Annotated in this window: 20 protein-coding genes and 1 tRNA gene; 12 read left to right on the plus strand and 9 right to left on the minus strand. The window is 65.2% G+C overall.

Translation table 11 applies throughout. The annotated features are described in order from the left end of the window. The first annotated feature begins 156 nt into the window (after nucleotides 1–156). Genes I6F31_RS07925 through I6F31_RS07935 form a run of 3 tightly spaced genes read left to right on the plus strand, consistent with a single transcriptional unit; the run spans nucleotide 157 to nucleotide 3963 of the window. The gene (locus tag I6F31_RS07925; RefSeq protein ID WP_225185225.1) at nucleotides 157–1656 is read left to right on the plus strand and encodes a DUF4173 domain-containing protein; all 1500 of its coding nucleotides are present in this window, start codon (nucleotides 157–159) and stop codon (nucleotides 1654–1656) included. A 19-nt stretch (nucleotides 1657–1675) separates the two neighbouring features. Further along, nucleotides 1676–2380 carry a response regulator transcription factor gene (locus tag I6F31_RS07930; RefSeq protein WP_225185226.1) on the plus strand — a complete coding sequence of 235 codons (705 nt, stop codon included), beginning with the start codon at nucleotides 1676–1678 and terminating at the stop codon, nucleotides 2378–2380. Further along, the gene (locus tag I6F31_RS07935) at nucleotides 2377–3963 is read left to right on the plus strand and encodes an ATP-binding protein (RefSeq protein WP_225185227.1); all 1587 of its coding nucleotides are present in this window, start codon (nucleotides 2377–2379) and stop codon (nucleotides 3961–3963) included. Before I6F31_RS07930 ends, I6F31_RS07935 begins: the two co-directional genes overlap by 4 nt. Here I6F31_RS07935 and I6F31_RS07940 read toward each other — a convergent pair. Beyond that, a complete protein-coding gene (locus tag I6F31_RS07940; RefSeq protein WP_167361649.1) occupies nucleotides 3960–4100 on the minus strand; it encodes a hypothetical protein in 141 nt (46 codons plus the stop codon). The two genes, I6F31_RS07935 and I6F31_RS07940, sit on opposite strands and share 4 nt — an antisense overlap. A gap of 79 nt (nucleotides 4101–4179) precedes the next feature. Here I6F31_RS07940 and I6F31_RS07945 point away from each other — a divergent pair, with 79 nt between their 5' ends. The 3 genes from I6F31_RS07945 (at nucleotide 4180) to I6F31_RS07955 (ending at nucleotide 7268) form a co-directional block, all read left to right on the plus strand. After that, on the plus strand, nucleotides 4180–4749 hold the full coding sequence (locus I6F31_RS07945) for an alpha-ketoglutarate-dependent dioxygenase AlkB (RefSeq protein ID WP_225126456.1): 570 nt from the start codon (nucleotides 4180–4182) through the stop codon (nucleotides 4747–4749). A gap of 228 nt (nucleotides 4750–4977) precedes the next feature. Next, nucleotides 4978–5907 (plus strand): alpha/beta hydrolase, encoded by a 930-nt coding sequence (locus I6F31_RS07950; RefSeq protein ID WP_225185228.1) that lies wholly within the window; start codon nucleotides 4978–4980, stop codon nucleotides 5905–5907. Nucleotides 5908–6041: 134 nt separating this feature from the next. After that, nucleotides 6042–7268 carry an ABC transporter substrate-binding protein gene (locus I6F31_RS07955; protein WP_225183091.1) on the plus strand — a complete coding sequence of 409 codons (1227 nt, stop codon included), beginning with the start codon at nucleotides 6042–6044 and terminating at the stop codon, nucleotides 7266–7268. A gap of 222 nt (nucleotides 7269–7490) precedes the next feature. On the opposite strand, the gene I6F31_RS07960 is transcribed toward I6F31_RS07955, so the two are convergent. Next, complete coding sequence (locus I6F31_RS07960; RefSeq protein WP_225185229.1) at nucleotides 7491–9053, minus strand: adenylate/guanylate cyclase domain-containing protein; 1563 nt, start codon at nucleotides 9051–9053, stop codon at nucleotides 7491–7493. Nucleotides 9054–9245: 192 nt separating this feature from the next. On the opposite strand from I6F31_RS07960, the gene I6F31_RS07965 reads away from it, so the two are divergent. The 3 genes from I6F31_RS07965 to I6F31_RS07975 all read left to right on the plus strand — a co-directional run bounded on the left by I6F31_RS07965 (nucleotide 9246) and on the right by I6F31_RS07975 (nucleotide 11959). Next, entirely contained in the window at nucleotides 9246–10337 is a 1092-nt protein-coding gene (locus I6F31_RS07965; RefSeq protein WP_036021436.1) for an enolase C-terminal domain-like protein, read from the plus strand. Between the two features lie 80 nt (nucleotides 10338–10417). After that, complete coding sequence (locus I6F31_RS07970) at nucleotides 10418–10894, plus strand: NUDIX hydrolase (protein ID WP_225146361.1); 477 nt, start codon at nucleotides 10418–10420, stop codon at nucleotides 10892–10894. A 207-nt stretch (nucleotides 10895–11101) separates the two neighbouring features. Beyond that, complete coding sequence (locus I6F31_RS07975) at nucleotides 11102–11959, plus strand: glyoxalase superfamily protein (RefSeq protein WP_035997829.1); 858 nt, start codon at nucleotides 11102–11104, stop codon at nucleotides 11957–11959. An 11-nt stretch (nucleotides 11960–11970) separates the two neighbouring features. Here the strand turns inward: I6F31_RS07975 and I6F31_RS07980 are convergent, their stop codons facing one another. The 4 genes from I6F31_RS07980 to I6F31_RS07995 form a co-directional block, all read right to left on the minus strand. Continuing rightward, on the minus strand, nucleotides 11971–12213 hold the full coding sequence (locus tag I6F31_RS07980; protein ID WP_036021432.1) for a hypothetical protein: 243 nt from the start codon (nucleotides 12211–12213) through the stop codon (nucleotides 11971–11973). Between the two features lie 8 nt (nucleotides 12214–12221). Then, on the minus strand, nucleotides 12222–12695 hold the full coding sequence (locus I6F31_RS07985) for an L-2-amino-thiazoline-4-carboxylic acid hydrolase (RefSeq protein ID WP_225146359.1): 474 nt from the start codon (nucleotides 12693–12695) through the stop codon (nucleotides 12222–12224). Between the two features lie 214 nt (nucleotides 12696–12909). After that, a tRNA-Val gene (locus tag I6F31_RS07990) sits at nucleotides 12910–12984 on the minus strand. 74 nt (nucleotides 12985–13058) lie between these two features. After that, nucleotides 13059–13418 (minus strand): response regulator, encoded by a 360-nt coding sequence (locus I6F31_RS07995; RefSeq protein ID WP_007597092.1) that lies wholly within the window; start codon nucleotides 13416–13418, stop codon nucleotides 13059–13061. A 333-nt stretch (nucleotides 13419–13751) separates the two neighbouring features. Here I6F31_RS07995 and I6F31_RS08000 point away from each other — a divergent pair, with 333 nt between their 5' ends. Beyond that, nucleotides 13752–14642: an N-formylglutamate amidohydrolase gene (locus I6F31_RS08000; RefSeq protein ID WP_036021434.1), complete on the plus strand. Its 891-nt coding sequence runs from the start codon at nucleotides 13752–13754 to the stop codon at nucleotides 14640–14642. A 522-nt stretch (nucleotides 14643–15164) separates the two neighbouring features. Beyond that, on the plus strand, nucleotides 15165–15947 hold the full coding sequence (gene hisN / locus I6F31_RS08005) for a histidinol-phosphatase (protein WP_035997821.1): 783 nt from the start codon (nucleotides 15165–15167) through the stop codon (nucleotides 15945–15947). Between the two features lie 256 nt (nucleotides 15948–16203). On the opposite strand, the gene I6F31_RS08010 is transcribed toward hisN, so the two are convergent. Next, complete coding sequence (locus I6F31_RS08010; RefSeq protein ID WP_109142392.1) at nucleotides 16204–17094, minus strand: LysR substrate-binding domain-containing protein; 891 nt, start codon at nucleotides 17092–17094, stop codon at nucleotides 16204–16206. Nucleotides 17095–17193: 99 nt separating this feature from the next. On the opposite strand from I6F31_RS08010, the gene I6F31_RS08015 reads away from it, so the two are divergent. Then, complete coding sequence (locus I6F31_RS08015; protein ID WP_225185230.1) at nucleotides 17194–17946, plus strand: sulfite exporter TauE/SafE family protein; 753 nt, start codon at nucleotides 17194–17196, stop codon at nucleotides 17944–17946. 5 nt (nucleotides 17947–17951) lie between these two features. Here I6F31_RS08015 and I6F31_RS08020 read toward each other — a convergent pair whose 3' ends face one another. Together I6F31_RS08020 and I6F31_RS08025 are read right to left on the minus strand one after the other, a co-directional pair. Further along, a complete protein-coding gene (locus I6F31_RS08020; protein ID WP_036021404.1) occupies nucleotides 17952–18362 on the minus strand; it encodes a GFA family protein in 411 nt (136 codons plus the stop codon). A 54-nt stretch (nucleotides 18363–18416) separates the two neighbouring features. After that, complete coding sequence (locus I6F31_RS08025) at nucleotides 18417–19049, minus strand: LysE family translocator (protein ID WP_225185231.1); 633 nt, start codon at nucleotides 19047–19049, stop codon at nucleotides 18417–18419. Between the last annotated feature and the right edge of the window lie 115 nt (nucleotides 19050–19164).

Genomic DNA, 19164 nt, shown 5'->3' on the forward strand with positions numbered 1-19164 from the left:
CGCACCTAGCAAAGCGAATCGCGCTGCGCGAGAGGCAAAAGCGCGCCTGCACGAAAACTGCAAGAAACTCCTGAAGCCGTGCAGACGATGATCCCGCCGTCTGCACAAGTGCCGTTCAGAATTCGTGATGCCACCATTCACGGAGACTTTCTGGACATGACGAGCCTGGCTTCGACGACGGATATCCAACCGATCAGGCCTTCTGCACTGTCGGCCAAGCTCGCAATGGCGCTGCTGCTGGCCGGGCTCGCCGACTGGCTGTTCTACGGTCAGCGGATCGGGCTGTCGCTGACGCTGTTTGCGGTCGCGACCGCCTGCGTGTCGGTGCTGTTCAATCACGCGGCCGTGGACTGGCTGCGCGCGGCGATCAGCGGGGCCATCGTCGCCGCCGGCCTCGCGCCGGCCGTGGAGGAGCTCAACACGCTGTCCTTCCTGATCCTCGTCGCGTCGCTGACGATTGCGCTGTTGCTTGCGACCACTCCTGATACGACCGGGGTCACCGACCGCGCCCGCGCGCTGTGCAATTTCCTCCTGGTCGGTCCCTTCAGGCTCTTCCTCGAGGCGCCCCAGATGTTCAACATGTCGGCGTTCACCCGCGGCATCGCGCTCTGGCTGATGCCCGCTGCGCTCAGCACCGTCTTCATCGCATTGTTCGCCGCCGCCAATCCGGTGATCGAGCAATGGGTGTCCCTGCTCAATCCCAAGGTCATCTTCAACCATGTCAATATGTGGCGCGTCCTGTTCTGGACCTTGATGCTGGCTCTGGTTTGGCCGTTCATCCATGTGCGCTGGCGGCGCAGGTCAATCGTCGCCGCCGCCGTGGCCGAGGGCCCCGTGTCACCGCAGCCGCCCCTGGTCTCGGCGGAATTTCTCGGCGCCTCCACCGTCCTGCGCTCGCTGATCCTGTTCAACCTGCTGTTCGCGGCACAGTCCATTCTCGACGGCATCTATCTCTGGGGCCACGCGGCGCTGCCCGACAACATGACCTATGCGGCCTACGCCCATCGCGGCGCCTATCCGCTGATCGCGACCGCCCTCCTCGCCGCTGCCTTCGTGCTGGTGGCGATGCGTCCGGGCGGGCCGGCCGAGAAATCGAAGGTGATCCGGCCGCTGGTCTATCTCTGGGTCGGACAGAACGTGCTGCTGGTCGTCTCCTCCATCCGCCGGCTCGATCTCTATGTCGACATCTACATGCTGACCTATTGGCGGATTGCAGCGTTCGTCTGGATGGGACTGGTAGCGCTCGGCCTGATCCTGATCGTCGCGCGCATCGTGCTCGACAGGTCCAATCAATGGCTGATCGGCGCCAATCTCGCCGCATTGGCGATCGTGCTCTATAGCTGCTCGCTCGTGAACTTCGACGCCTTCATCGCCGACTACAATGTCGTCCACAGCCGGGAAGTTTCGGGAAAAGGCGTGCAGATCGACATCGACTATCTCCTGACGCTCGGGCCGCAGGCGGTGCCAGCCATCGACAAGGCGATCGCGCTACGGCCCGCCGTCAAAGAGGGCTGCCTTGTGTCACGCCGCGACCGCCTTGTAGAACAGCAGCGTCAGGACCTGGCCTGGCGAAGCTGGGGCTTTCGCAACTGGCGACTCCAGCGCAGGCTGGACGCCGAGGCGAAAGCTCAGGCCGGCAGCCAGCCGGCGAGTTGACGAGGACACGGAGAGTTTCTTGGCGCATCGCATTCTCATCGTCGACGACGAAGGCCACATCCGCGAGGTCATCCGCGTCGCCCTGAAGAAGGCCGGCATGGACGTGATCGATGCCCGCGACGGCAGGGAGGCGCTTCTCCGCTTTGCTGCCGACAGGCCCGATCTCATCGTGCTGGACATCGGCATGCCCGAGTTCGACGGCCTCGACGTCTGCCGCGAGATTCGCAAAGGCTCCGACGTGCCGATCCTGTTCCTGTCGGCGCGCGACGAGGAGATCGACCGCATCCTCGGCCTCGAGATCGGCGGCGACGACTACGTCACGAAGCCGTTCAGCCCGCGCGAGCTGGTGGCGCGGGTCAATGTCATCCTGCGCCGCCTCAACCCGCGCAACGGCGAGGCCAAGGCCGGGCCCACCGCGCTGACGCAAGGCGGGCTGTTGATCGATCCCGAGCAGCACGTCGCGTCCTTTGCCGGCACGCCGCTGAAGCTGACCGCGATCGAGTTCGGCATCCTGCGCGCGTTCCTGAGCCGGCCGACATCGGTGTTCAACCGCGAGCAGCTGATGCGCGCGGCCTATCAGCTCAACATCCAGGTCTCCGACCGCACCATCGACAGCCATATCCGCAACATCCGCGCCAAGCTCGCGGCGCTTGCTTGCGACAACGTGATCGAGACCATCCACGGCGTCGGCTTCAAGCTCGGCCGCTGCGAGAAAGAGGCATGAGCGCCGCGCCCGACAAATGGCGGCCGTCGCTCACCCTCGTGATCTTCACGGTGCTGGCGACGGTCGGCATATTGCCGCTGGTCGGCCTGTTCTTCTTCCGTCTCTACGACAACCAGCTGATCCGCCAGACCCAGGCCGAGCTGATCGCACAGAGCCGCGTGCTGGCGACGATCTATGCGCAGGAGGTGACGGCCCGGCTCGACAGCGGCCTCGTGCTCGGCGCCGAGGTGCCGCCGGGCGTGCTGCCCGATCCCGGCGACCAGGTCACACCGATCCGCCCCGCGCTCGACCTCACCGCGAACGACCTGTTGCGGCGGCGGCCCGACGCATTGCCCGCGCCCGGGCAGGCGCAAGCAGCCTATGTCGAGATCGGGGCCAGGCTGACGCCGATCATCCGCGAGACCCAGAAGGTGACATTGGCTGGCTTTCGCATCCTCGATCCGCAAGGCGTGGTGATTGCCGGGCGGCAGGAGGTCGGGCAGTCGCTCGCCCATATCGAGGAGGTCGCGGACGCCCTGCACGGGCAATACCGCGCGACTTTACGCAACCGCGTGCCGGACAAGCCGCCGCCGCCGATCTATTCCTTCAGCCGCGGCCTCGGCGTGCACGTGTTTTCGGCCATGCCCGTCATCGTCAACAACCGCGTCGCCGGCGTGATCTACACGACGCGCACGCCGAGCAACATTTTCGACCATCTCTATCAGGAGCGGGCCAAGTTCGTGCTGGCCGGCCTTGCCGTCATCCTCGGCACCATCGCGATCGGCCTCGTGTTCTCACGCACCATCACGCTGCCGATGCGCGAGCTGATCGACCGCGCCGCCCGAATCGGCCGCGGCGACCGGGAGGCGTTCCAGCCGCTGAAGCATTACGGCACGCGCGAGTTCGCCCAGCTCTCGCACAGCTTTCTCGGCATGGCCGAGCAGCTGGCGCGGCGCTCCGACTATATCGCGACCTTTTCGGCCCATCTCACCCACGAGCTGAAATCGCCGCTGACCTCGATCAAGGGTGCGGCCGAGCTGCTGCAGGATTCGGTTCAGGGCAAGGCCGAGGGCCTGACGCCGGCCGAGCAGAACACCTTCATCGCCAACATCCTGTCGGATACCCAGCGGCTGGAGGCGATGGCGCAGCGGCTGCGGGAGCTCGCCCGCGCCGAGAGCCTGCCGCAGAACGAGCGCACCGAGCTGGCGCCCGTGATCGCCGATCTCAGAAGCCGGTTTCCGGCAAGCGCGATCGAGGCCAGCGGCAGCCTCGACCGGGCGATCGGAATGTCCTCGGAGAAGGCGCTGATCGTGCTGTCGCACATTGCCGACAATGCGCTGCGGCACAAGGCCGGGACAATCAGGCTGGAGGCGGTCGACGCCCGGACGACCGTACTTGTGACGGTCAGCAATGACGGCGAGCCGATCTCGGCGCCGAACCGCGACAGGATCTTCGATGCGTTCTTCACCACCCGCCGCGACCAGGGCGGCACCGGGATGGGGCTGGCGATCGCGCGCGCGGTGATGGCGAGCCATGGCGGCTCGATCAGGCTTAAGCCGACCGACGAGGGCGCAGCCTTCGAGCTCCAGTTTCCGGTTGCCTAGATCGCAAAGACCCAGACGGCGACGATGGTGCCGATGGTGGCGAGACCGGCGATAGTCCAGCCGGCGGCGTATTCCAACTCAGGATGACCGGTCGCCCGCATGATCTCAACCGGATCGGCGGTATGCTTCTCTGCCATGACAGCCTCGCACGTTTCTTCCCGCGTCATAGATAAGTCGCATCAGACGCCAACAGGTTCCATCACGGAAATGCGAGGCATGACGCAGCTAGGTTTGTTCGCCGACCCGCAGGAAGGCCCGACCGGCCTTCACTACACGGACGATTTTATCGATCATGCCGCCGAGCAGGATCTGATCGGCCGCATCGCAGCATTGCCGCTCCAGCGCTTTCAGTTCGGCGCGTTCGAGGGCAACCGCCGGGTGGCGTCGTTCGGCTATCGCTATGACTACACGCTGCAGCGTCTCGCCGAGGCCGATCCGATCCCGGACTGGGTGCGGCCGGTCGCGCGCCAGGTCGAGGCCTGGGCCGGGCTGCCGGAGGCCGGCGTCCGGCAGGTACTGTGCACCGAATACGAGGTCGGCGTCGGCATCGGCTGGCATCGCGACAAGCCGCATTTCGACAAGGTGCTCGGCCTGTCGCTGGGCTCGCCGTGCGCTTTCCGTTTCCGCCGCCGCAACGGCGCCAAGTGGGAGCGCCATACGCTCACCGCCCTGCCGCGCTCGCTCTACATGATGGACGGCGAGGCGCGGTCGCAGTGGGAGCACAGCATCCCCCCGGTCGCGGCGCGGCGCTATTCCATCACCTTCCGGACGATGAAGCGGGCCTGACGGACCAGGCCAAAACAAAAGGTGCGAAAACAACCCCATGCACAGTAGAAAGCCGTTTCAGGCGCGAGCCTCGGCGGCGCTGGACAACGGCCTGACGGATCGGGATAAACGGCGGCTGCGCATCCAAGGTGCCGCGAATTCGCCTCAAGGCCGGCTGACTAATGAGATGAATCGAAAAGACGAGCCAGATCAGCGAGCCAGTATGAGCCCCGCAAGGCCGCCACACCCATGAAGCATTTTCTGACATTTTTCCTGTTTCTGGCCATGACCGCGGCCTCCGCGCACGGACCCGTGCCGGGCCGGCTCCGGCCGCCCTCGGGTCTCGTGCAGGCGGGCCTCACCGATTCCGACACCACCGCCGGCGGCACCGCACGGCTATGCGAGCAGGTCACCTTCTCGCGCGGCCTGCGCTATGGCGAGAGCGAGGCCAATGTGCTCGATGTCGCGACCAGCGCAACCAAGGCCGACACGCCGCGGCCGGTGCTGCTGTTCGTGACGGGAGATACCTTCACCGGCGACCGCGGAGCGCCGGAGCTGGCGCGCCAGATCCAGGACCAGGCCATGTGCTTTGCCGCGCGCAACGGCATGATCGGGGTCCGCGTCGATTATCGCCTGGCGCCCGCGGCGACCTGGCCGGCCGGCGCGACCGATGTGGCCGCGGCGCTGTCCTGGGTTCATGGCAATATCGACCTCTTCAACGGCGATGCCCGCGAGATCGTCGCGGTCGGCTACGGCGCCGGCGCCTTCCACGTCGCGACCATGCTGGCGCATCCCGAGCTGCAGACCGCCGGCGCCGACGTCGCGGGCGTGGTGCTGGTGTCCGGGATCTACCGCGTCGGCAAGGACGCGAGCGACAGCGAGAAGGCCTATCTCGGCGGTGACGCCACCCAGTACGACAAGCGCTCGGTATTCCCCGGCATCCTCAATGTCGACGTGCCGATCGTGCTGGCCTGGGCCGCGGATGATTCCGCCGGCCTCGTGGCGCAAGGCGAGACGCTGAAGAAGACGCTGTGCGGCGCCGGCCATTGCCCGCGCAGCACGCTGCTGCGCAGCCGCGACGGCATCGCGAACGCCTTCGGCCTCGATGGTTCCGGCGACAGCCTCGCGGAGCCGACGCTGCTGCTGGTGCGTCAGCTGGAAGCGCGAGGGTTGCCGTAACGCGTTGCGGCAGCACGCCTGCCGCTTTCATCGAAGCGCGACAGCCACACGATTGCCAAACGCTTGACCTAGATCAAGCGGCCTTGGTGGGGATTGAGCCGACCTCGTTGGGGGCCAACCACAAGGCATCGAACATGCGCGTCATCGGCAGGATGCTGTTCGTTTCCGTGATTGCCATCGCATCGCTGGGCGCGATGTCGCGGCAGCAGCACTCGGATCAACCCGCAAGCGATGAGGAAATCCGCATCGGCAATGTTATGCCGTATTCGGGGCCGCTCTCGGAATTCGGCGCGATCGGCCAGGCGGAAGCGGCCTATTTCGACATGGTCAACGCGCGCGGCGGCATCAATGGCCGCAAGATCCGCTTCATCACCCGCGACGACAATTCCGATCCGGCGACCGCGCTGGAGCTGACGCGCAAGCTGGTCGAGAAGGACGGCGTGCACCTGATGTTCGGCTCGTTCGGCACGCCCGGTAATCTCGTCACGCGCTCGTACCTGAACGAGAAGAAGATCCCGCAACTGTTCGTCGCCTCCGGCGACGAGGAGCTGAGCCAGCCGAGCGCGTTTCCCTGGACCATGGGCTGGCAGCCGTCGTTCCGGTCGGAAGGGCGCATCTACGCCAACTACATCCAGGCCTCTTACCCGAGGAAGAAGATCGTCGTGCTCTGGCAGAACGACCAGTTCGGGCGCATGCTCTACAAGGGCATCCAGGAGGGCCTCGGCGATCTCAACCGTCACGTCCTGGTCGACATCGCCTTCGACCTTGCCGACGAGCATCTCGACGGGCACGTCTCGATCCTCAAGCGCGCCGGCGCCGACATCTTCGTCTTCCTCGGCGTGCCCTCGACCGCATCCAAGGTGATCAAGCTGGCAGCGTCCCTGAATTGGCGTCCCGTCTTCATCGTCAACGATGCCTCCGCCTCGATCGCCAACGCGATGGCGCCCGCGGGGCTGGAAAACTCTGCCGGCGTGATTTCGGCGGCCTTTTTGAAGGATCCGAGCGATCCCGCCTGGAAGGACGATCCCGGCATGAAGGACTGGTTCGCCTTCATGGACAAATACCATCGGGTCGAAAGCACCAACAACAGTGCGGCCGTCTATGGCTACGCCGCGGCCGAGGCGCTGACGCAGGTGCTGAAGCAATGCGGCGACGATTTTTCACGCGACAACATCATGCGCCAGGCGGCCTCGCTCAGGGACTATCAGCCTTCGGTCGCATTGCCCAACATCAGGATGAACACCTCGCCCAACCGCTACCTGCCGATCAGGCAGATGCGGCTGGTGCAGTTCGACGGGCGGTCGTGGCAGCCGTTTGGGGATGTGATCGAGACGGCGTTCACGGAAGGGGCGGCAAGGTGAGGTCACTTACCCTCCCCTGGAGGGGTCCGGGACGAGCGTAGCTCGCCCGTAGGTCGCTACGCATGCAGCGAAGCGGAATGCGTAGCGGGGTGGGGTGACGGTCTCTCCACGTCGTAAACTGCCCGTGTTGAGAGATCACCCCACCCCGCTCGCGCTGCGCGCGATCGACCTACGGGCGAGCTACGCTCGTCCCGGACCCCTCCAGGGGAGGGTAAGAAACCCTCACGCCGGCTTCAGCGAGGCCAGCGCGTTCTCCAGCAGCGAGCGCACGCGTGCGGCGTCGCCTGATTTCACCACGGCGGGGTCGAGATAGAGCTCGAGCCCCGGCGCGCGTTCGGTGATGATGCCGCTGTTCTCCGCAGCTTTGTCGCTCAGTGCATCCACCGAATAGGGGATCACCTCGCGGCTGATGCCCTTCATCGTGATCGCCGGCAGCGCGTGGGCGCGGACGATGTCGCTGACGAGGGCGAAGGTCTCGTAACTCAGCACGATGCCGCCGGGCTCAGCGATCGATTGCAGGCGCGCGGCGAGGTTCGCCTCCGCACCGATGATGGTGTAGTCCATACGGTCGGCGCTCCCGAAATTTCCGACATTGCAATAGCCCGAGTTGATGCCCATGCGCGAGCGGAACGGCTGCTCGATGCCGGACGCCCGCCATTTCGCATTGAGCTCGGCAAGGCGCTGCTGCATGCGCCAGGCCATCTGCAGGCAGGCCTGTGCATCGGCGCGATCGCCCTTGGTCTCGGGGTCGCCGAAGAAGATCAGCATGGCATCGCCGATGAACTTGTCGATGGTGCCGCCATATTCGTGGGCGATCGCCGACATCTCCGTGAAATATTCGTTGAGGAGCTGGGTCAGCTGCTCCGGCTGCAGCCGCTCGGCGGTGGCGGTGAAGTTCTGGATGTCGGAGAAGAAGATGGTGAGCTTCTTGCGCTCGGTATGGATGGTGACGTCCTTCTGGCCCGAGAAGATGCTCTTGTAGACCTGCGGCGGGATGTAGCGCGAGATCTTCATCGACAGCGAGGCCAGGAAGTCGTTGGCGGATTCGAGCTCCTTGTTCATGTTCTTGATGCGGCGCGCCTGACGTCGCTGCAATGACAGGAACGCCAGTCCGCTCCCGGCGGCGATCACGAAATAGGCCAGCAGGAACTTGAACGAGAAGATGTTGGCGGCGATCGGCTGGGCGATGATCACCTCCTGGATGCCGCGGACATCCCCCACCTTCCAGTCCTTCTTCGGGCTCTCGGGGTGGCTGTTGTGGCAGCTGACGCAGGCCGGACCCATCGTGACGGGCGCAACCAGGCGGACCTTGTCGTTGAACAGCGAGGTCTCGGTCTCCACGATCTTCTGCTCGGGATCCCGGCGCAGCGCATCGAGCGCGTCCTTCTCGAACTTGTCGAGCTGGTGCGGAGCGCGGTTCTGGAACGGGAAGTCCGAGACGAAGCGATAAGTGATGTTCTCCTGCTGGGCTCCGATCACCCGGCCGAGCTCCAGCGACAGCGTCGCGGGGATCGGGATCGCGCCGGGCACGGATTCGTAGTTGTGAACGACCTTGGTGCTGCCGTTCGGATTGGCCAGCACGCGGCCGACCACGTTGGAGGCGTAGTAGCTGCGCACGCTCGTGATCACCGAGTTGAGATCGATCGCCTGCCGGCGCAGCGCCGTCTTGCTGAGCTCGGTCAGGTCCAGCCACACCGCGACCGGCAGGGCGAGCAGGAGGAAGACGATCGCGGCACCCGTGAGAATGCCACTCTTGCGCTGTTGTTCGGAGATCTCTTGTTTCACCCTGTGGCTCCGTTCTGTGCGATTTTGTCGCAAATCCTTCCGGAATCCGAGACAATGCATGCGGCGGCACAGAGCCAAGAATTGCCGGCCGGCGCAACCCCATTTTATGGTGGTCGCAGCAAGCGCCTTTTCGTTTGATCACGGATGCTTAAGATCGGCGCCGACCTGCATCCGCTCCGCCGGGAGAGAGCCATGACCGAGACCGTCCGCATCAAGCGCTTCCAGGCACGTCCCGTGATCGTGCCGATGAACCTGCCGCTCCAGACCGCGACCGGGGCGGTCGCCAAGGCACCGCTGGTGCTGATCGACTGCGAGACCGACCACGGCGCGGTGGGTCATTCCTATCTGTTCTCGCTCACGCCCTCGGCCTTGAAGCCGCTGGCGGCGATGGTCACGGAAATGTCGGACCTCGTCGCCGGCGACGAGCTGCTGCCGTTCGAGATCGAGCGCAAGCTGAGCCAGCGCTTCACGCTGCTGGGCCTCGCCGGCCTGCAGCGGCTGGCGCAATCCGGCATCGACATGGCGGCATGGGACGCGCTGGCGCGCTCGCGCGGCCTGCCGCTCGCCCGCCTGCTCGGCGGCACGCCGAAGCCGGTGCGCGCCTACAACTCGAAGGGGCTCGGCATCATGCCGGCAGGCGCCGCGGTGGAGGAAGCCCACAAGCTGCTGGCCGAGGGGTTTCACGCCGCAAAGATCCGCGTCGGCCGACGCGATGCGCGGGAGGATCTCGCCGTCGTGCGCGCGGTGCGCAAGGCCGTCGGCGACGAGGTCACGCTGATGTGCGACTACAACCAGGCGCTGACGGTCACCGAAGCGATCCGCCGCGGTGAGATGCTCGACGACGAGGGCCTCAGCTGGATCGAGGAGCCGATCCGCCACGACGATCATGCCGGCTGCGCCCGCATTGCCGACGCGCTGCAGACGCCGGTCCAGATCGGCGAGAATTTTGACAGCGCGTTTTCCATGCAAGCCGCGCTCTCGGCAGAGGCCTGCGACTACGTGATGCCTGATGTCCAGCGCATCGGCGGCGTCACCGGCTGGCTCCGCGCCGCTTCGCTTGCCCATGCTGCCGGCATCGAGATGTCGTCGCACCTGTTCTCTGAAGTCAGCGCGCATCTGCTCTGCGTGACGCCGACCGCGCATTGGCTGGAATATGTCGACTGGGCCGACGCGGTGCTGGCAACGCGGCTGCAGATCAAGGACGGCTTTGCGCTGCCGAGCGAGGAGCCGGGCAACGGGATCGCGTGGGACGAAGCGGCGGTGAAAAAGTATCTGGTGGAGTGACGGGTCTCTCATCTCGCCATCGCAAGCACACGATCTCGTCCCTCGTTGCGAAAGCATGCGACACGGATTAACGATCCGCCATGACCACTTGGCGCCCACATCCCGGTATCCGCGTCGTCGCGATCGGCCTGCATTGGCGCGGCGGGCGGCTGCTGGCGGCCGAGGTGCGCGACGACGCGGGGCGGATCAAGGGGGGGCGCCCGCTCGGCGGCGCGATCGAGTTCGGCGAGAGCTGGCGCGCGGCCTTGGTGCGGGAATTCAACGAAGAGCTCGGCATCGACGTCGGCATCGTGGGTGAGCCCTTGATGCTGGAGAACATCTTTGTGCACGAGGGATCGACCGGGCACGAGGTGATGTACATCGCGGAGGTCGCGTTTCCGGATGGCGCATTCGCCGGCCGGGAGCGCATCGACTTCCGCGAGGACAATGGAGAGCAGATCGTCGCGCGGTGGTTCGACCTTGCCGATCTCGACCTGGACGGCGGGCCGAAGCTCTATCCGACCGGACTGAAGGACTTGCTGCTGCAGCCTGCGCGTCGTGCATCAACGGAAGAGTGATGCGTGATCCTTGTCGAGACGCCGACGACGTCGGTTGACAAGCATGGCGCTCTCAAGCAAAATTTCGAAAGGTTGATACCGCCGGCCGCTTGCGCCCTTCGGGGTATGGTGAAGTGTATCGGACCGCCGCCCGCTTCCTTTGCTCACGCGAACGGGTCAGTAACGCAAGCCCTGACATTCTCCGTTCATGTTGCAAAGGAACAGAGTATGCGCGATTTCCGCGACGCCAAAGCCATGGCGCAGACGCTCCGAGAATCCCTCAACGCCCGATCGGTCTCCCTCACCGTCAGCGAGAGCCTCGAGCTCATCGCGAGGTTGTTCGGGCTGGCCGATTGGAATGTCCTGGCGGCCCGAATCCGTTCTGCGGAGCAGGCCGGCTCGGGCCGCAGCAACGAGGAAAGCACCAAGACCGATGCTGCGGATCAGCTCCGCTCGAGAGCCAAAGAAACTCAGTTGCCGCAGGCGGTGCTGGATCGTTATGCCGGAACATACCAATTCCATAGCGCCGTCTTCACCGTGACGCGTGAACAGGATCATCTGTCCGGACGGCTGAGCGGTCAAAGCTCGGCGCAATATTACGCGGTGGGCGAAACGGAATTCGCCGCGCGGGAGATCGATGTCGAGCTACGGTTTACCCTCGGGCCGGATGGGGTGCCTACCGCCGTGATCCTGCGCCAGCACGGCAACGATCACACCATGCCACGCATCGACACGAGCACGGCGCAAGAGCTCCAACGCGCGATCGAGTCTCGTATGAGCAGCCGGTCCGCCAATCCCGGGACCGCGGCCGCGCTTCGCCGTCTGATCGAGAGCGTCGCATCGGGCCAGCCCAATTACGGCGAGATGAGCGCCGACTTGGCCGAGGCGACACGCAAGCAATTGCCGCGCCTGCAGCCGGGCCTTGCCGAAATGGGTCCGATCACCTCGATCGAATTCCTCGGTGTGAACGCACAAGGACAGGACGTCTATTCCGTCTGGCATCAGGGTGGCGCAGCCTCGCACTGGCACATCGCGCTCGGCAACGACGGCACGATCATCTCCGCCTTCGTCACGCCGGGGCCATGAGCTCGGTCAGGCTACCACACCTCCGCGCCGGGAATTCTCTTCCGCACCGCCATCCGCTGGATCCAGATGCAGCGGCGGACGGACCTGCTGGAGCGGCCGACGGCGGAGATCCCCTCGCCGGCCTGAAGCAGCGGCGCCACGTTCTGGCGCAAGCTGCGGCAGCGCTGGAGCTCGGCTTGCCAGTCGACGATCGCGGCGTCGGCGCGCGGCGCCATCAGCGCCAGCATCGCCATGGCGAGACAGATCGTCCGCATCGCTCCTCTCACTGTGATCCGCCTCCATCCCGGCGGTAGCGGAAATCGCAATGAGAGGCGCCCTGCATGATGGTCTGCGTGCGCGTGAGCCTGACGTCGGGACCGAACCCCTCCGCGGTCGCAAAGTCCGCGGTGCAGATCAGCAGGAAGCCGAGTTCGGGCTCGCCCAGGGCCTTGTAGAACTCGGCATAGGCGCAGCGCGTCACGTCGAACGCGAAGGCGTCCGCCGTCTGTTCGATCATGTCATAAGCGAGCGCATCGTCGCGGGCATAAGTTTTGAAGGCCGACGACACGGCCTTGCCGAGATTGCTCTCGTTCTTGGCCTTCCAGAACGCCTCGCCGAAGCCGCGATAGAGATCGCCGAGCGCCTTGCGCACCAGCGCATTGGCGCGCGCCTCGCCGAGCTCGGCCTGCAACGTCTTGATCAGCGGCACCAGCACCTGCGCCTGGATCTTCGCTTGCTCGATGACGGACACGGTCATGGGCGGCCTCGTGTCGGAGATGTCATTGTAGCCCGGATGGAGTGCAGGGTCATCCGGGACAGCGGCCGGGAAACTGCGGCCGGATTGCGCGTCGCTGCAACGGGCTAGAAGCTTTCGAGCAAGCCGCACCAGTCCGTCTTCGCTCTTCGAGCTACGCCGGACACGCTTCGCCGCAATCTTCCAGGCTGTGCCACGCGAAGCCGAAGGCGAAGCGTGGTGGGCACGACAGGGATCGAACCTGTGACCCCTACCATGTCAAGGTAGTGCTCTCCCGCTGAGCTACGTGCCCTAAAGTCCACTTGTGTCGGGTGGGGTCCCTATAACGGCTCAGGGGAGCCGGCGCAAGGACGGAAGGGGGCCGATTCAGGCCGCCAGCATCTTGTTCACTTCGCTGACCAATTCGCGCAGATGCACCGGCTTGGACAGCACCTTGGCGTTCTTGGGGGCGTCCGAATCCGAGTTCAGGGCGACCGCGGCAAAGCCAGTGATGAACATGATCTTGATGTCGGGGTCGAGTTCCGAGGCTCGGCGGGCGAGCTCGATGCCGTCCATTTCCGGCATCACGATATCGGTCAACAGCATCTCGAACGGCTCTTCCCGCAGCCGCTGATAGGCGGCCATGCCGTTGTCGTGGGACGAGACCTGAAAACCGGCGTTTTCCAGCGCCTTGACCAGGAAACGGCGCATGTCGTTGTCGTCTTCGGCGAGCAGGATCTTTGGCATGGCAGGAAACGTCGAATCCCCAGAGGATATCAGCAGAGGTCACTAAGCCCGACAGAGGGTAAATTTGGGGTGAAAATCTTAACCCTGCGCCGGCCCCGCTGCCGGCTCTTTGTGGACCGGAACGAGGTCCAGATCAATCGAGCCGGACCGGCGCGTCCCCATCCCGATGCCTGCACGGTTAAGACGTGTTCCAAGGGGCCATGACATCTTTTCGCTTGGCAGAATGGTTGCGATTCCGGACAATGACGACACATAAGAGCCGCGAGATCGGCCGAATCATTGGACCCGGAGCTTGTCCGGATCGTGCGGCACGAAGGGACGAAGCCTGAGAAGATGACCCGCTTTGACGGCGACATGTCGCCAGCCTTCGAGATCTTCGAGCCTGCCGAATGGCGCGCGCCCGTCATCTTCAACTCGCCGCATTCCGGCTCGACCTATCCTGAAGAATTCCTGGCGGCGTCGCGGATCGACCTGCCCACGCTGCGACGGTCGGAAGATTCGTTCATGGATGAGCTGATCGGCCATCTGAGCGCGCGCGGCTTTCCGACGGTGCGGGTCAACTTTCCCCGCTCCTATGTCGACGTCAACCGCGAGCCCTATGAGCTCGACCCGCGCATGTTCACCGGCCGGCTGCCGAGCTTCGCCAACACCCGCTCGATGCGGGTCGCCGGCGGCCTCGGCACCATTCCCCGCGTGGTCGGCGACGGCCAGGAGATCTACCGCGACCGCCTCCTGGTCGACGATGCGCTGGGGCGGATCGAGACGCTGTACAAGCCCTACCATCGCGCGCTGCGCCGGCTGATCAACAAGGTGCACCAGATGTTCGGCACGGTGGTGCTGGTCGACTGCCACTCGATGCCGTCGGTCGGCGTCAGCAGGGACGAGCCGCGCCGGCCCGACGTCGTGATCGGCGATCGCTACGGCACCAGCTGCACGCCGCTCTTGCCCGATCGCGTCGAGGAGACCATGAGCGGGCTCGGCTATTCGATCGGCCGCAACAAGCCCTATGCCGGCGGCTTCATCACCGAGCATTACGGCAATCCCGCGAGCGGCCTGCACGCCGTGCAGCTCGAGCTCAACCGCGCGATCTACATGGACGAGCGGCGGCGCGAGCGCAGCGCTCGCTTTGCGCAAGTGGCCTCCGACTTCGGCGTTCTCGCCGACGTGCTGGCGACCACGATTCCGTTCGCCGATCTCGGCCCGTTCCAGGCCGCGGCGGAATAGGACGCAGCTTCTTCTCTGAAACGACGAGGCCTTGCGCGCGACTGCGTTTTCGCTTCGCAAGCTTGCGCGCCCCAAATGAAAACGGCGGGGCTCAGAAAAAAGGGCCGCTCGCGAATGACGCAAGCGGCCCAAGTCTAGGGAGGAAACGCCCAAGGAGGGCAGCGGTAACGCGAGGCGCTACCGCACCGCAACAATATGCGACCGCGCCGCACAAAGTGCAAGGGCTTTTGCGCGGTTTCCCATGCAAATCGCACATGGCTCAGTTGCTTCTATGGAAACCCAGATTCAGTTTCTTTGATAAGGGAATTCAATGGGTTGATAGTCATTTGCATACGAACAAGGCAAGGTCGGAACTAAGATTTCAACTCCATGATCGATATTTGGCCAGCAGATGACTGGATGGGGCAGCCCGCCCCGGCATCCAAAATACCAGGGAGCAACATCAAGACAGCGCTGCACGCGGCAGTCGAATTGAGCTAGGCAGGAGGCAAGCTCTCCAACTTCGCTTCGAGGATTTCGCCTGTGACGGTGATCGACTTCTCCGCCTTCATCGGTCGGCTCGCCACCGCCTCCGGCGAAACCATCCTGCCGTTCTTCCGCACCTCGCTGTCGATCGACGACAAGAGCAAGACCAAGGATTTCGACCCGGTGACGGAGGCCGACCGCGCCGCGGAGGCGGTGATGCGGCGGCTGATCAAGGCCAACTTTCCCCAGCACGGCATCGTCGGCGAGGAATTCGGCAACGAGCGCGAGGACGCCGACTATGTCTGGGTGCTCGACCCCATCGACGGCACCAAATCCTTCATCGGCGGCTTTCCGATCTGGGGCACGCTGATCGCGCTGTTGCATAAGGGCACGCCGGTGTTCGGCATGATGCACCAGCCCTTCATCGGCGAGCGCTTTTCCGGCGACAACGGTTCGGCCAATTATAAAGGGCCGTCGGGCGAGCGCCGGCTCCAGGTCCGCCGCTGCGCTTCGCTGTCGGAGGCCACGACCTACACCACCAGCCCGCTGCTGATGAACGAGCGCGACCGCGCCATCTTCGGCCACATCGAGAAGAGCGCGCGGCTGTCGCGCTATGGCGGCGACTGCTACTCCTATTGCATGCTTGCCGCGGGCCACGTCGACCTCGTGGTCGAGACCGAGCTGAAGCCCTATGACATCGCGGCACTGATCCCGATCGTGACCGGCGCCGGCGGCGTCGTCACCACCTGGGAAGGCAAGCCGGCCCAGGGCGGCGGCCGCATCATCGCCGCCGGCGACGCACGGGTGCACGAGGCAGCGTTGAAGCTTTTGAACCAGTAGCGCGCGGGCGGCGAGCTTGCATCACCGACGCGGGAGCGGAGATGGCGCAGGAAGTAAGTGCTCTTACCCTTCCCTGGAGGGGGAGGGTCGATCGCGCGCAGCGCGAGCGGGGTGGGGTGATCTCTCCACTCGGGCACTGTTGGAGTGGAGAGACCGTCACCCCACCCCGTCTCACATTTCGCTCCGCTCAATGTGAGCCGACCCACGGGCGAGCTACGCTCGTCCCGGACCCCTCCAGGGGAGGGTAAGAGTCTCCTCACACCGCCTCTGCTCGCAAATGCTCCACCAGCAGCTTGGCCGGCTTTGGTAGCGCCTTGAAGCTGCGCGCGCAGATCACGAGGCGGCGGTTGGCGAAGGCATCGCGCAGGCGGACCATGGCGAGCGGCATGGTCTTGGCACAGCGGCGGGCAGCGGCTTCGGGCACCAGCGCCACGCCGACATCGGCCGCGACCATTTGGCAGATCGCGTCGAAGTCGCGCAGGCGCGCGCGGAAATGCGGCCGCATGCCGAGCCGCGCGGCGTGCTTCGCGATGTGCATCTGGAGCGCGGTGGCGCTGGTCAGGCCGACGAAGTCGCAAGCCCCCGCCTCCTGAAAGTCGATCTGGCGGCGGCCGGCGAACGGGCCGCGTTTCGACGTCACCAGCGTCAGGCGATCCTCGCTGAAGGGAAAGCGCTCGATATGCTCGGGCAGCGCGTGCTCGGCGGCGAAGCCGAGATCGGCGGCGCCTGCGGTGATCGCCGCCGCGATATCGGTGCTCTCGCGCTCCTCGATGTCGACGGCGACGTCGCGATGCTGGCGCAGGAAGCCGGCGAGCGCTTTCGGCAGATGCTCCGACAAGCCCGACGTGTTGGCGAGGAAATGCACGCTGGCGCGCACGCCGCTGGCAAAGCCGGCGAGATCGCCGCGCATGGCGTCGATCTGGTGGATCACGAGCCTGGCATGATCGAGCAGGCTCTCGCCGGCCGCGGTCAACTCGACGCCGCGGCGGCCGCGCTTGAGCAGCGCGACGCCGAGCGCATCCTCGAGCCCCTTGATGCGCGCGCTGGCCGAGGCCAGCGCGAGGTGCGAGCGCTCCGCGCCGCGGGTGATGCTGCGCTGGTCGGCGACCGCGATGAAGAGCTGGAGATCGACCAGGTCGAAGCGCATGCGATGTCTCCTTGAGCTCCCTGAGCCTTCGTTGAGGCCGAAGGCTCTCTCCGTAACCTCCAGATTGTGCGCCGGCGCGGCTTCGGTCAATGTGCTGGCATGATCGACCCGCTGCTCATCCTCATCGCCGCCGTGTTCCTGCTCGCCGGATTCGTCAAGGGCGTGGTCGGGCTCGGCCTGCCGACGGTGTCGATGGGCCTGCTCGCCGTGAGCATGGCGCCGAGCCGCGCCATCGCCATCGTCATCGTTCCCGCCATCGTCACCAACATCTGGCAGACCTTCGTCGGCCCGTATTTGCGCGACATCCTGCGGCGGCTGTGGCCGCTGATGATCGGCACCGTGGTCGGCTGCTGGCTCAATGCCGGCGCGCTGACCGGGCCGCATGCGCGCTACGGCACGATCGTGCTGGGCGCCCTGCTCGTCGTCTACGCCGTGATCGGACTGAACAAGTTCCACTTCCGCGTCGCGCCCGAGAACGAGAAATGGGTCGGCGGCGTGGTCGGCGTCATCACCGGGGTGATTTCGGCCTCAACAGGCGTGCAGGTGATCCCGTCGATGCCGTTCATGCAGGCGATCGGCATGGAAAAGGACGAACTGGTGCAGGCGCTCGGGGTGTTTTTCACCACCGCAACACTGGCGCTCGCCTTCAATTTGACTGCGGTCGGACTGCTCACGCCCGCCAATGTCGTGCCGGGCGCCTTGGGCCTCGCCATGGCCTTTGCCGGCATGTTCATCGGCCAATCGGTGCGGGCGCGGATGCCGGCGGAGGCGTTTCGCCGCTGGTTCCTGATCGCGATGATCCTGCTCGGCCTTTACCTCGCCGGCAGCGCGCTGGCGAAAGAATTCGCTTAAGCGCCTTACGATTTCGGCCCGTAGCCCGGCACCCATTTTTCGTGCTGGGGCAGGTCGTCCTGGATTGTCCACCACGACGCGCGCGACGAGGTGAAAACGTGGAGGCGAGGCCGGACTTCCGGGTCGTCATCGAGCAGGCCAGCGGGAATGCTGACGGTCGGGAGATAGCTCGCCTTGCCCGGCGTCGGGCAGCCGCAGGTCCTGCAACGATAGCGGATACTGCCCGGCGAGGATTCGTAAGATGCCGTCATGTCCTCGCCCGCCACGAAGCGAAACTTGTCGGCATCGACATGCGCGTAGGTGGCGAAGGCCGCGCCGCTCAGCTTGCGGCAATTGACGCAATGGCAGTGCGTCAGCGCGCGCACCTTCTCGATCTCGAACCGCACGGTGCCACACAGACAGCTTCCACGGATCATCGAAACCTCCCGAGCGCAGCCTCGATCGGACCGCTTCTCATTCACTAGAAGGAGCTACCGTGTCTCCAGCATGGCGACGCGGATGCCGAGATAGATGAAGAGGCCGCCGAGCGCGCGGTTGACCCAGGCGATCGCGCCCTCGGGCTGCCGCAGCCGGTAGGCGGCTCTGGCGGCGAACGCCGCCAGCACCAGGCACCACAGCGTCCCCGTAAAGATGAAGATCAGGCCGAGCGTCAGGAAGGCGAGCGGCTTGTGCGGGGCATCGGCTGCGACGAATTGCGGCAGAAAGGCGAGGAAGAACAGCGCGACCTTGGGATTGAGCGCGTTGGTGAAGACGCCCTGCAGGAAGACCCGCTGCAATGAGCTCCGCACCGGCTCGTCCAGGTCTGAAGCCAGCGTCGGGCGCGACCACAGCATCTGAAGCCCGGTCACGACGAGATAGGCCGCGCCGACCAGCTTCAGGATCGAGAAGGCCGTGGACGAGGCCATCAGCAGAGCCGAGAGCCCGATCGCCGCACCCGCGACATGGACGAAGCAGCCGCAACTGATGCCCAGGGCGGCAGCGGCGCCGCCCCGCCAGCCCATCTGCATGCTGCGGCCGATCACATAGACCGAATCCGGCCCCGGCGTGATGTTGAGCACCACGCCCGAGAGGATGAAAAGCCCGATCTCGTGAATGCCCAGCATGAAGGTCCTCCGCTGCCGTCCTGACGGTCCTGGTTCCGCTTAGTCGGTTCGCCCGTTCCCGTCCACCGCCGGGATTGCGCAGGATTTACCTCGAATTTGCAATGCGGATCATGCT

Source organism: Bradyrhizobium sp. NBAIM01 (genome assembly GCF_020194115.1).
GTDB classification, from domain to species: domain Bacteria; phylum Pseudomonadota; class Alphaproteobacteria; order Rhizobiales; family Xanthobacteraceae; genus Bradyrhizobium; species Bradyrhizobium yuanmingense.